Source organism: Psychrobacter fjordensis (genome assembly GCF_904845995.1).
GTDB lineage: Bacteria > Pseudomonadota > Gammaproteobacteria > Pseudomonadales > Moraxellaceae > Psychrobacter > Psychrobacter fjordensis.
Map to the genome: position 1 here is coordinate 526,947 of NZ_CAJGYP010000001.1, position 13,638 is coordinate 540,584.

Below are 13,638 nucleotides of genomic sequence, written 5' to 3' on the forward strand. Positions count from 1 at the left end.
CAGATAATATCGGGATATTAGCCAGCTATTTGACGATGTTTGGCAAGATTTAGCCATTTTTAGCCCATTTAGATGACTATCGAGTGAATTGAAGACACGCCCTAGAATTTTGCAGAAATGAACGCGCATTAAAAAAGGCAAATAACGTCAATCGCTATTTGCCTTTTATATGACTTCTAATATTAACCAGCTCTTACTTTCCGTAACCTTTAGCCTTCAAGCTTCTAACCTTCAAGCTTCTAACCTTCAAGCTTCTAACCTTCAAGCTTCTAACCTTCAAGCTTCTAACCTTCATAGTCGCGGACTTGATTTCGTAGCTGCTGCTTATACTCAGAGGTGATTGGTTCGTTCTCTTCATCCAGCATAATCGCATCCAAATCACTGGCCATCATATAAGCAATACTCATCATACTATCGAAGCTACGCAGCGCTTGCGGATGCGGTAAAGATAAGAATACCACCACGCCATGATAGGTATTGGTCGCCACACTATGCGGATCAAAAGGCGCGATACCGCTATCGGTGATGCCCATCATGCTAAACCACAGCATACCTGTGCCGTCTTTTTTCTCATAACGATGGAACATATTCATCGCGCCATAGCGCAAACCGTATTTATCAATCAATTTCAATAAATCACGACCACGGATAATCGCGGTTGGACGATCACGATATTGGTGCGGCAAGATGGTGATGTTGATGTTGTCTTTAGCATTAATCAATGGACCGTTTTGCGCTTCGTCAACAGGCTCTGACAGATGCTGATCGAGAATCGGACTATTATTATCAAAACTCGGCTCTTCTACCGTATCAATCGATGGCATCAGACTGTCTGTCGCCGACATCAAGCTAGAAAACGCATCAGGCTCTTGCTCGGCATTTATCTGCTCAGATGCTGCTGCAAATTCAGTGTTTTCGCTGCGCTGCTGCTCATCCTGCCAGCGTGCATAACTATCATCTTCAACCATGTCTCTGTGATCGTCATTTAACTCACTGATGATATCGTTATGTCCAGCCGTCTGCTGTGCATGCGGTTGAGTCAACGTCTCTTCTTCGACGACTGCATTGAGATAGCTGCGATCAGGTGCAATACTGGTCTCGCCTGCGACGGTGTCATCAAAATCTGGCTGATCCACGAGGTTTCGCTCATGTCGCGGTATGATGGGAATACCGTTTTTATCATAGTTGACCGCCATCGCTTCAGCGCTGTTGCGGCGCTTAAAACTACGAATGACCATAAACAGCCCTGCAAGCATGATAAATGCGGCAATGGCGATCAATATAAACTGAATAGCGGTCATGAGAAATACATCCTAATATATGACAAAAGGGAATACACAAGAGGCGACAAATGGCAATAGTCTAGCATGGCTAATTAAGCTCGTCACCATATAGTCATCGTTTACCGTCAGCCCGACATACTTGCGTAACGTTACCACCTCAACTTCAACTATACCACTAGCAGAGGCATGCCAGTTATAGTTGAATTTAAATAATTTGAGCTACTCGGTAATATAACGCTCAGCTTCATCTAACGAGACACTGACTAATGTAGAGACCCCTGCACTTGGCATCGTAATGCCCTTTAACTCATCGGCAATCTGCATCGTCAGTTTATTATGACTGATAAAGATAAACTGTAAGTCATCCGCGAGCTCATGAATCAAACTGGTAAAACGTTCGACGTTGGCATCATCAAGCGGTGCATCCACTTCATCGAGCACACAGAACGGTGCGGGATGCTGCTTAAATATCGCAAAAATCAAGCTCAGCGCGGTGAGCGTTTTTTCACCACCTGACAGTACAGCTAGGCGACTATTACGCTTGCCCTTTGGCTGTGCCATTAAGGTAAGCCCTGCTCGCCACTGCTCTGATTTTGGCGCATTAACGGGCATATCGTCAGTATTGAGCGTTAAACTGGCTTGACCACCGCCGAATACTTTGGCAAATAAATTGGCAAGCTCAGTATTAACGGCATCTAGCGTCTGCATAAACAGGGTCTTGGTGGTCTCATCAATAGACTCAATCGCTGCCGTCAATGTCTGCATACTCGCCGCAATATCTGCTGTCTGCTTCGCCAATGGCTCTAGACGTTCATTGACCTCAGCCAACTCTGCCACTGCGGCGAGATTAACTGGACCGATTTTGCTAAGCTGCTGCTCAAGCGTGGCGCGTTCAGACTCTAATTCAGCGATTTTATCTGGACGCACACGGCGATCATGAGCGATAAAATCCGCGAGCAAGTTTGAGACGCTCATCACTTGTTGCTGATGCTGCGGGTGCTGTGTTGAATGCGACTCCGATTTATATTTATGGCTCACCTTATAGTACGCTTCTAAAGCGTCATGAGTATGAGTGCTCGCATCGTCCAAACGCGCCATACTTAGTGCCAACTCAGTAGCATGATTCGCAAGCTTGCCCTGCTGAGCTTGTAGCGTATTCTGCACGCTATCCAACGCCGTCTGCTGCTGAGCATAGTCTTGCTTAAGCATCGACAATGCCGTATCACGCTCGGTCAATAACACCTGCTGCTTATCTCGTGCTGTCTGCGCCATTTGTAATGCTGCTTGCAAGTCTGGTAGCTTATTCTGCTGCTTCTGATGACTCGCTTTTAGCTGCTGCTCGCTCTGTAGCGATTGGTCGTATTGTGCCGTCGCTCGTGCAAGGCTACTGACACTATGCTCCAAACGCATCTCGCTCTGCTGGATACGCAGCTGCAATGCTTGCCATGCATCATCATCGGCCTGACGCGCGCGATTTAGCTCACTGCGCTCAGCCTGTAGTTGCTGACTGGTCGCGCGGGCATCGGATATTTGTGGCGTTAGCGCTACTATCTGACTTTGAATATCTTGCTGCTCATCACTGAGCGTTTTTAACTCTTGTTCTAACTCTAACTGCTCTTGCTCAAGGGCAGATTTATCCGCCATGAGACGCCGGCTATCTGCTTGCAGACGCTCAGCATTGGCACGCTGAGTCGTTAGCTGCTGCTGATATTTATGTTTATCACGGGTGAGCTGATCTGCTTGTGCACGCGTTTCTTCTAGATTGACCGTTAACGCATCATAGTCGCGTTGATTCTTTGCAATGGTCTTTTGCGTTTCTTGTATTTTGGTTTCAAACTCATCTAGCAAGTCTTCTAGGGCTTGCAAACGGCTGCGCTGCTGCAAACGCTGTGTTAAAAACTGGCTATTGCTCTCACCTTGACCATCTTGCTCACCTGTAAACTTACTCAGATTAATCGTACCCTGACGACTGATTAGCCAACCGTCTGTAGTTAACAAAATAGCTGACGTTGGCAACGCTTTTAAGATATTGGCAAAGTCTTCAAGCGTCTGATTATTCGTCGCTTCTGATTGCGCAATATACAAGTAGCACTGCTGCCAAAGCGCCAATGCAGGCTGCTTGATCAGCTGTGACAATGGCAAGACTTTATCAGTTAAGCTATCTGGTAAATAGTTGATAAATGGCTTAGTAGCTACCTCATTCTTAGCAGGTAACCACAAGCTATGACCACTCTCTATTGAAGGTTTTCCTTCTGTATTAGTTTGTTCATTCTGCGCTGTCTGATAAGTAACGATATCCGCTAGGTCACTCTCAAACATGTGCCATAAGCTGTTCGCCTCCTGAGAAGCATCGCTCGTATTATCAACGTTTAATTGATTGGATTGGTTAGAGATTAGTACATGACTATCTAGCCATAATGCTAAGACACTATCGAGTAATGCCGCGTGCTGCTGTCCTTTTTCACTCAGCTCAATCTGCTCGCGCAAGGTGGTAATAGCCAATTCGTTATAGCGATTGACGACATTGCTTTCCGAGCTATCGGCTAGATTACCCACTGTAGAGACAGAGGCTTGTTGTTGATTTTGCAGCGTAGGTTTTGGATGCAATATCTGATGCAGGGTATCGTATTCACTGGCCAATACCGCGTGACGCTTCTCATGCTCACTCAACTCACGTTGCTGCGTATTTAATCGCTGCTGTAAATCATGCGCTTGCGGTTGTAGTTCCGACAGACGCTCATCGACGCTGTCTTGTTGGCGCTCTATCTGCTGCAACTGTTTGTTTAGCTCTGCAACTTGCGTCTCTAACGTATGCTGTAAGTTTTTTGCATCCGTTGGCGCTTGTTCATCAGAGCGCTTATCAGATTCCTCATCAAAACCCTTATTATTGCTAGATATTGATAGCGATTGTTGTAGTTGCTGCCATAGATTTTGCCAGTTTTGCTGGCGGCGCTGCCATTTGTCATGGTTCTGCTGATGGCGTTTTTGCGCTTGGCTATTAATGGCTTGCTGTTGCTCAAGCATGCGTGCATTATCTTGCAAGCGTGATAGTTGGTTTTGCGCGTCATGCCATGCGCGTTGTAGCGGTTGCTCATTGCGTTTATGCGCGTCACGTTTACCCGTCAACTCACTGAGCTGTGGGCGCAAATCTGCCAAGATAGCCTGCTGTTCGGCTTGCTCGGCTTTCAATCGATCAATCTCACCCACTGCTTGCGCGCGCTGCTGATCCAAGCTCGCGAGTTGCTTCGCAATCACGGTCAATTGTGACTTGGCATCGCTCAGCGCGTGCTCAGCTTGTTGATAGCCTAGCTGCTGCTGATAATGAGCGCTTTGAGCATCATCCTTGAGCCATTGCTCTTGGTTAATATGCGTGGCGAGCTTATCTTGTTGGGCTTTTAGCGTCTCATAGTCGGCTTGCAATGTAGCAACTTCGGCAGTGCTGCGCTCATGGGCGATTTTTTGCTGTTGCTGAGTATGCTTGGCTTGATACAACTGCTGAATAGCCAGTTGCTGCTTGATATCAGCAAGGGTCAAGGCCAGCTCTTCATAACGCTGCGCACTGGCAGCTTGCTTAGACAAGCGTTTTTGTTGGCTGACTAGCTCACTTTGCATGTCATGTAGACGTGCTAGATTCTCTTGTGTTTTCTCTAGCTTTTTTTGCGTTTCTTCGCGGCGCGCTTGATAACGAGACACCCCTGCGGCCTCTTCAATAAACTCACGCAGCTGCATGGGACTAGATTCGACAATACGTCCAATCATGCCTTGCTCAATCACCGCATAGCTGCGCGCACCAAGTCCCGTACCCAAAAACACATCGACCACATCACGGCGACGACAACGTGTACCGTTGATGAAGTAATCTGAGCGTCCCTCCAAATTCACCTGACGACGAACGGACAGCTCTTGATATAGATTAAACTCGTGGCGAATACCAGTATACTCGTCTTGCGTATGCTCAAACGTCAGCTCGACACTGGCGACACTTTTGGCAGCCTTGTCTTGCGTACCAGCAAAAATGACATCGCTCATCGCGCCGCCACGCAACTGCTTGGCAGAGGTCTCACCCAGTACCCAGCGAATGGCATCAATCACATTGGATTTGCCGCAGCCGTTCGGCCCGACGATGGCAGTGATACCATGGCGAAAGGTAAAAGTCGTTGGATTGGCAAAGGATTTGAAGCCTGCCAGCTTTAGAGATTTTAAACGCATGAAGAGTCAGTAAACTTAGCAAAAACAGGCGGCTATTCTACCTGAAATTGTGGTGGGTTTTTAGGGTTAAACAGCTAACTGCATAAACGATTTTGATTCAAGGCTCTGGTGGAACCCTCGTAGCAGTTTTTGTTCCACTTGGCAGGTGTCATTTTCTGCTAAATAGCGATTGTTAAACTCAATAAGAGCGGACCAAGAGATACTGGCCACTTCTAAATGCTCGACTATTTCTAACAGCTCTGTTCTTAGTAGATGCTGATACTTCCTCGGTCTTTTATGACACAACGCCAGCTCTCGGTCTACGAGCGTTTGCTTGTTTTGCTTTAGCGCGTCACCACCGATAAATAACAGTAGAAACTTTGTACCCTGCTCAATAAAGCCTTTTTCTAATAAATGCTCATACATTAGGCAGTACTTTAAGATTTGGTCTGGGTTTTTCCGACCAGCGAGCTTTAACTCATTTGCTACCAGCACATTCGCTTGATGGTTATAGGCTAAGTTATCCATATACATCGCTTTTAGCTCTGTACTGTTTTCAAACATGCCGCTGTTACCATGTGTCGACCATGATCTATTAGGCTCAAAGCTAATAAACTGCTGATAAAATAAATCGAGATAAACATCACTGCACAAGCTCAAAAATATATCGAACTCTTTATTCAGATAATCTTCAGAAAAGAACGTGACGCGGCGAACGGCCTCTCTCGCATCACAGAGGCCTGACGTTTGCGTTGAATAGGTCTCTAGCTGCTCAGACTCAGTCATTTTTTGATTGAGTTTTTTGATGATTGATTGCTCAATCTCTTCTATGTTTTTATCCTTTAGCTCCGGATGGGTTGCCCATTCAATGATTTGGCGCACATATTGCTTTTTACTAACCCCAAGAATGCGCTGTGGCTCCCACGCCAAAAACTCTACCATATTAGAGAGGCTATTCGTCCATGATATCTGGTCTTTTAGATGACTCATTGAGCCGAAAACACGGCGGTATTTTTCTGCAGCTTTCATACTAATGATGTCTCATGGTTTACATACTAGCTTTATAAAGGTTTGTCATTGCTACCACACGTCAAATTTATCTAAAGCTCGCCAGCTTTAGGGGTTTTAGGCGCATAAAGGGTCAATAAACGTAGCAAAAATAGGCGGCTATTCTACCTGAAGTTGTGGTGAGTTTTTAGGGTTTGTGAACATCAAGCAGTAGCCAAAAGTAGCGCTTATAAATTTCATTACTAACTTTCATTCAATTGTCATTGATCAGCTCTCAGATAATAAGATTTCATCTATGATTTGTTGATTGGGGTTTTCGACCTGACCACCTTGTTTATCGAGCCAAACTCCTTCACCTTTCTGAATGACAGAAACTATCCCATCTCTAAAATCACCTACGAAATCATAAATCAAAAGAATGGCAACATTACCCAACTTAACTATAAAGCCACGCTTATCTTTTTGCGACACCTGCGCTAAACCATCATTGAACTCATTAGCATAATCGTAAATAAAAGGAATGACGACATTACCTAATATGTCAATATAACCATATTTACCATTGCTTTCTACAGCAGCCAAACCTTCTCTAAAAATATTGGTCCAATTAAACTCATTGGAGACGATAAATTTCTCATCTCTATCAATATAACCCCATTGATCATTCTGCTTCACTGCTGCCAATCCTAAGTTAAAACTATTAGCTTCTTGATATTTGGGTTTAATTATCATCTGACCTTGCTTATCAATAAAACCCCATTTACCTTCTAATTGCACAGCGGCTAAGTCTTCTTCAAAGCTCATAGCATCTTCATACTCAAAATCAATAATTGTCTGCCCCGATGAATTTATAAATCCCCATTCACCATTTTTTTTGACAACTGCTAAGCCACCACAGAAGTCATCGCCTCCGGTATAAATCATAGGTATGACTAGATTACCTTTTTCATCAATAAAACCAAAATATTCATAATCATCGTCGTCGGAGTTATACAACTTATCAAGATCAGTATTGAATACTAAGGCCAAACCTTCTTGAGGCAACATGATATCGTCGTAAGGCAAGTTTACAATAATATCTTTTTTGTTATCAATAAGGCTATTCTGTCCCTTATGTCTAATCAACCTAAACTCATCATTAAATTTATAAATGACAGGCTGTTGAATAGTTGATTCGGTTGTCTTTGTATAAGATCGACCTGAAAACAACTTTAAAAATAGTGAAAATCTTGAATAAAGAGATTCGATAAATCGTTTTTTAATTGGCATGACAGCACTCTAAATTAAATAGATAAAATGTGATGGTACAGTTAAACAACCCCAATCCCACTCAATAACAACTGCCCACCAGCAAACACTAACAACACGCCAAACGCACGCTTAAGCATCAGCGCAGGCAATACATGGGCGAGCTTGGCACCGACTTTTGCCATTGCAAAGCTAGCCACTGAGATGCATAAAAATCCCGTGATATGGACAAACCCTATCGTACCCTCAGGCAGATTGACCACGTCTTGACCGAACCATGCAAACCCCGCTGCGCCCGCCAGCGCAATCGGTAGACCGCAAGCTGCTGAGGTGCCAACTGACTGTTTCATCGGTAGTCCCGCCCAGTTCAAAAACGGTACGGTCAAACTACCACCGCCAATTCCAAAGATAGACGACGCCATACCAATACCTGTACCCGCACCGAACTGGATACCAGCAGATGGCAACGGCTTGCCCAACTGCTCTTTATTAGAGAAAAACAGCATTTTTATCGCTACTAAGAGCGCGCCGACACCGATAATGGCTTGTAGTACCTTGCCGTCAATCATGTCCGCAACACCCGCGCCCACCAGACTACCAACGACCAAACCCAGTGCCATTTTTCGCCATACTTCCCAGCGTACACCGCCACGCTTATTATGAGCAGTGAGTGAGCTAATCGAGGTCACAACGATGGTCGCCAGTGACGTACCAATGGCCAAATGTGTCACGACTTCTGGAGAAAAATCATAAGCGGTAAAAATCCAGACCAGTGCGGGTACGATAATCATGCCGCCGCCAACACCAAACAATCCAGCACTCACGCCAGCAAACGCCCCTGCAATCACAAACCACACATATAGCATCATCGAATTAGCCTTTTATCTTGCTTGTATTTTGAACGGTATTTTTATCTTACTGATTTGCCTGTTTATGCACTTAGTGGCATCTTCTTAATTGCATTTGCCAAATCACACCCCAATCTTTATGCTGTCTGTTCGCGAAAACCGTCCAGTATATCAAAGATTATCCCAGCGACATTACTCAAGTAGAATAAACTTATGCCGATACTTAATCAATCATCTCACTCTGTGTCTGAGTCATTAACACTTGAGCATTTACCTGAGCTGAATCATCGCCATCTTACCAGTAGCGCGTCTACGAATAGCGAGCTAATAGCAGATGTACAGAATGGCACATTGAATGCGACCGAGATGCACCTGCTAACTGCTGAAATCCAAAGCGCTGGTCGCGGACAACACGGGCGCTCATGGCAATCACCGCGTGGCAATGCCTACCTATCACTCTATCATCCTGTTCACATACCCGTTAGTGGCTTACTGTCACTAATCATCGGTGTAGAGCTGGCAAAAATGCCCGTTATCCAAATGCTAAATGAGCAATTACAAACGCAAGGACTAATACCAATCGGCGTGAAGTGGGCAAATGATTTGGGCTTTTACCAAAGTCAGAATCAGCCTCAAAGCCAATCTGCCTTAGATAGCGCTGATGTGCATAATACGGAATTAAATCATCAGACACTGCCGTTTAATAAGCTTGCTGGGATTTTGATTGAACCCATATCGCAAGCAGGCAAACTGGTTGGTTTGGTGATAGGTGTGGGTCTCAATGTCCAAGCCACACCAAAGCTAACTGCGCAAACCTCTGAAGGCATGAGTTATCAAGCCATCAGCTTACAAGATATTGCTGAGACACTACAGCCAAAAGCGCAGGCTGCCAGTCTACCGAGCTTGCGTGTGCTTTATCAGCAAATGAGTAAAGCATTGATGGCGGCGATGACGCGATTTGAGCACCTAAGTATAGAGAAACCAACAGGACATAGTTATTATCTGGACAGCTTTTTAAAGCAGTTTGACTCGATGGATGCACTGAGCGAACTGCGATTACGTGTGACCCAAGAGCATAACGGTCAAACCAATATACTCACGGGTTACGCTTGTGGTATCGATACACATGGATGTTTGCAATTGCGCCAAGATAACGGTAAGATTTCTGCACTTTTCACCGGACGCATTGACGTTATTCAAACGACTTAATCGTTTAATCAACGAGCACTAAAGTGTAGTAGCTATCAGGATAGGATGTTGATAATTGCTTCACTGTATATAAAGGGAATTTTATGCTCTGGCTTGATCTTGGAAATACCCGCCTGAAATACTGGCTCACCGATGATATCGGTCAGATAGTCACACATGATGCCAAACAACATTTGCAGGCACCAGCCGAATTGCTGATGGGTCTGACGGATCGCTTTGAGCGTTTTGCTCCTGACTTTATTGGTATCTCATCTGTACTAGGTGACGAGCTGAATGCCAAGGTATCAGAGACCTTAAGCCGTCTAAATATTCCGTTTGAATTCGTCCATGTCGACGCCGCTCACCCGCTAATGAAGAGTCAATATAACGATGAGCAGCTCGGCTGTGATCGTTGGTTACAAATGCTAGGCGCAGTCGATAAGAAAAAGCGTCAATGTGTGATTGGTTGCGGTACAGCAGTGACCATTGATTTGATCGATCACGCTGAGCATTTGGGTGGTTATATCTTTCCTAGTATCTACCTGCAACGTGAGTCATTGTTTTCTGGTACCAAGCAAATCACCATCTCTAACGGGACTTTCGACAGTGTCAGCCAAGGAGTCACCACACAAGATGCGGTACATCGCGGCATACTACTATCAATCGTCGGTGCCATCAATGAGATTAGCCATCGTCACCCCAACTTTGAAGTCATCATGACGGGTGGTGATGCAGCCATTATTTCGCAGCACGTCAATCGCCCTGTACGTCTGCGTGATGATCTATTATTAAATGGTCTGGCACGATATTTTGATCATAGTAAATAACTGACATGCATTGTCGTATTTTATAAAGTTAGAATAGAAAAAGCAGTACGTCTGAGGCGTACTGCTTTTTTTGGTTTAAAAAAATCTGAATTCTCTATTACTGCCTATGGTGCTGTATATTCAATAGGCAATCTAAACCTTGCTCTTACTGCTTTCCCCTTAATCATAAATGGCTTCATTCGGCCCCTTTTTGCCTGTTGGATAGCACTTCTATCCAAGCATCGATTACCACTGCTTTTTATGATTTTTATACTAGTAATTTTGCCTTGCTTATCAACCGATACATCTAACAAAAGGTTGAGTTTGGTGCCCGGATTCATCTTTCTTAGACAATGATAGTCAATTCTAAACGTGGGCATTTTCACCCAATATGCATTACTAATAGAGACTTGAGTAACTGGCTCTGATTCAGTCAAATCAATCAACTCTGCTTGTGCAGGCGTTATACTCGCTGTCATCGTAAACAATGCAAACATAGTGACTAACAGGCTATAAGCACTAATAGATTTTATATTGGTGAAAAAATGAGAATCTTTATTAAAGGCTAGCTTGGTATGTAATTTACGGGTCATTGTAAAATTCTTTTATTTCAGTCATTAAAAAGTGCCACGCTATGAAAGACATAACGTAGCACATTTTTCGATCTTAACATAAAATTATTCGATAAAAGTTAACTTTTAAATAATTATTACGCTTTATTTAGTCTCGCTTTATTTGGTCTCGTTAAACAATTCACGACCGACTAGCATACGGCGAATTTCACTGGTACCTGCACCGATCTCATATAGCTTGGCATCGCGCCAGTAGCGACCAAGTGGATACTCATTGGTATAGCCGTTACCACCAAATATTTGGATACCCTCGCCTGCCATCCACGTGGCTTTTTCGGCACACCATAAGATCACACTGGCACAGTCTTTACGGACTTCTCGACTATGACCAGCACCACGCGCGTCCAACATATCGAGGTTTTTCCCGACGGTATATAAGAAGCTACGACCTGCTTGCAGTATCGTATACATGTCCGCCACTTTACCTTGGATAAGCTGGAACTCACCGATCGCTTGACCAAACTGTTTACGGTCATGGATATAAGGCACCACATTGTCCATCACTGCTTGCATGATACCGATAGGACCTGCGGCCAATACAGCGCGCTCATAATCTAGGCCACTCATCAACACCTTAACGCCTTCATTAAGACCGCCCAAAATATTTTCACTCGGTACGGTGACATTGTTAAAGGTCATCTCACCCGTATGGCTACCACGCATACCGAGCTTATCTAGCTTTTGCGCTGTGCCAAAACCTTCCATGCCTTTTTCAACGATAAAGGCTGTCATGCCTTTACCGCCTAGCTCAGGATTGGTCTTGGCATAGACCACCATCACATCTGCATCGGGACCATTAGTGATCCACATTTTGCTACCATTCAGCACATAGCTGCCGTCTTTCTCTTCAGCTCTGAGCTTCATACTGACGACGTCCGAACCAGCACCCGTCTCACTCATTGCCAATGCACCGATGAACTCACCGCTGACCAGCTTTGGTAAGTACTTTTGTTTTTGTGCTTCACTGCCATTACGTTTAATTTGGTTGATACATAGGTTTGAGTGTGCACCATAGCTCAATGCTACCGATGCCGAAGCGCGGCTAATCTCTTCCATCGCGACCATATGTGCGACGTAGCCCATGTTAGAGCCGCCATACTCTTCAGGAACGGTAATGCCATGTAGGCCGATGTCACCCATTTTTTGCCACAAATCCATAGGGAACTCATCACTACTGTCAATCTCGGCAGCACGTGGGGCGATTTCATTGGTTGCAAACTGCTGTACCATATCACGTAGGGCATCAATATCTTCGCCAAGCTGAAAATTCAATCCAGGTAAACTCATAACTATTCCTTGTGTTTTGATGTTTTTAAATTTCGGATTTTAATCTGTTTTTTAAAACCACTGTATTTTTGATACCGTTTTTAATGTGATAGTCAATTCAATATGAAGGTCTGACAAGGCAACCGAGTGTCGATGTATATTGAATACTTCAAGCGAGGTTAACGCTGTCACACTTTTATAGTGGATTGACTATACTAATTAAGACTGACGTTTATTAATGGCGTTTATTGATTAAAGCACGTGCCACGTTTGAGCCGTTTGGACGCTTTAAGAACGCACTGATACGCTCGCCTGCCACGACCAATTTATCCAAATCAATACCAGTACTGATACCCATACCATGCAGCATATACACCACATCTTCGGTTGCCACGTTACCCGTTGCGCCTTTGGCATAAGGACAGCCACCAAGACCAGCCACCGAGGTATCAAACTCACTGACACCCATTTGTAGTGCGGCTAGCGTATTGCTCAATGCTTGACCATAAGTATCGTGAAAGTGCCCTGATAGCATAGAGATATCAGCATATTCTAATGCGGCTTGTAATGCTCGTTGCACTTTGAGCGGTGTACCAACACCAATGGTATCGGCAATACCAATCTGCTCTGAACCAATCTCTATCAGACGCTTGGTCACATAGGCTACTTGGCTTGGGTCAATCTCACCTTCATAAGGGCAACCGACCGTACAAGAAATAACACCTCGGACTTTGATGCCTTGTGCTTTGGCAGCGGCAGCCACTGGTGCAAAACGCTCAATACTCTCATCAATACTACAGTTGATGTTTTTTTGGCTAAAGGTTTCGCTGGCTGAGCCGAAAATAACGATTTCATCAGGACGATGCAAAATAGCATTTTCAAAACCGCGCATATTGGGCACTAGCACTGAATAGCAAATCTCCATCTGCCGTGTCGGTGCTAGCGCGTCAAGCAGCGCGCTATTATCGCCCATCTGGGGCACCCACTTTGGCGAGACAAAGCTTGTTGCTTCTAGCTTTTTGATACCTGCCGCAATCAGATCATTGATAAGCGTTTGCTTAACCTCAGTCGGTACCGTCGTTGACTCGTTTTGCAAGCCATCGCGTGGACTGACATCAACGATGGTGACGTGTTTTGGGTATGCATTTTTCATACTTATCATCCTTTCTAT

General features: G+C 44.7%; 10 protein-coding genes. 2 read left to right on the forward strand and 8 right to left on the reverse strand.

Features of this window, described 5'->3' with window-relative positions:
• Positions 1-284: 284 nt before the first annotated feature.
• The 5 genes from JMW61_RS02220 to JMW61_RS02240 all read right to left on the reverse strand — a co-directional run bounded on the left by JMW61_RS02220 (position 285) and on the right by JMW61_RS02240 (position 8,593).
• Positions 285-1,301: a cell division protein ZipA gene (locus JMW61_RS02220; RefSeq protein WP_201549106.1), complete on the reverse strand. Its 1,017-nt coding sequence runs from the start codon at positions 1,299-1,301 to the stop codon at positions 285-287.
• A gap of 201 nt (positions 1,302-1,502) precedes the next feature.
• Positions 1,503-5,492, reverse strand: a complete 3,990-nt coding sequence (locus JMW61_RS02225; RefSeq protein WP_201549108.1) for an AAA family ATPase — start codon at positions 5,490-5,492, stop codon at positions 1,503-1,505.
• 66 nt (positions 5,493-5,558) lie between these two features.
• The gene (locus JMW61_RS02230; protein WP_201549110.1) at positions 5,559-6,500 is read right to left on the reverse strand and encodes a hypothetical protein; all 942 of its coding nucleotides are present in this window, start codon (positions 6,498-6,500) and stop codon (positions 5,559-5,561) included.
• Positions 6,501-6,746: 246 nt separating this feature from the next.
• Positions 6,747-7,748 carry a WG repeat-containing protein gene (locus tag JMW61_RS02235; RefSeq protein ID WP_201549112.1) on the reverse strand — a complete coding sequence of 334 codons (1,002 nt, stop codon included), beginning with the start codon at positions 7,746-7,748 and terminating at the stop codon, positions 6,747-6,749.
• A gap of 41 nt (positions 7,749-7,789) precedes the next feature.
• Positions 7,790-8,593, reverse strand: coding sequence for a sulfite exporter TauE/SafE family protein (locus tag JMW61_RS02240; protein WP_201550321.1), 804 nt, complete (start codon positions 8,591-8,593; stop codon positions 7,790-7,792).
• Positions 8,594-8,788: 195 nt separating this feature from the next.
• Between JMW61_RS02240 and JMW61_RS02245 the strand changes: the two genes are divergently transcribed.
• Positions 8,789-9,784, forward strand: coding sequence for a biotin--[acetyl-CoA-carboxylase] ligase (locus JMW61_RS02245; protein WP_201549114.1), 996 nt, complete (start codon positions 8,789-8,791; stop codon positions 9,782-9,784).
• Positions 9,785-9,867: 83 nt separating this feature from the next.
• Positions 9,868-10,590 carry a pantothenate kinase gene (locus tag JMW61_RS02250; protein WP_194195939.1) on the forward strand — a complete coding sequence of 241 codons (723 nt, stop codon included), beginning with the start codon at positions 9,868-9,870 and terminating at the stop codon, positions 10,588-10,590.
• Between the two features lie 104 nt (positions 10,591-10,694).
• Here the strand turns inward: JMW61_RS02250 and JMW61_RS02255 are convergent, their stop codons facing one another.
• The 3 genes from JMW61_RS02255 to JMW61_RS02265 form a co-directional block, all read right to left on the reverse strand.
• Positions 10,695-11,162, reverse strand: a complete 468-nt coding sequence (locus JMW61_RS02255; protein ID WP_201549116.1) for an energy transducer TonB — start codon at positions 11,160-11,162, stop codon at positions 10,695-10,697.
• Between the two features lie 138 nt (positions 11,163-11,300).
• Positions 11,301-12,488, reverse strand: a complete 1,188-nt coding sequence (locus tag JMW61_RS02260; protein ID WP_201549117.1) for an isovaleryl-CoA dehydrogenase — start codon at positions 12,486-12,488, stop codon at positions 11,301-11,303.
• A 214-nt stretch (positions 12,489-12,702) separates the two neighbouring features.
• Positions 12,703-13,620 (reverse strand): hydroxymethylglutaryl-CoA lyase, encoded by a 918-nt coding sequence (locus tag JMW61_RS02265; RefSeq protein WP_201549118.1) that lies wholly within the window; start codon positions 13,618-13,620, stop codon positions 12,703-12,705.
• Between the last annotated feature and the right edge of the window lie 18 nt (positions 13,621-13,638).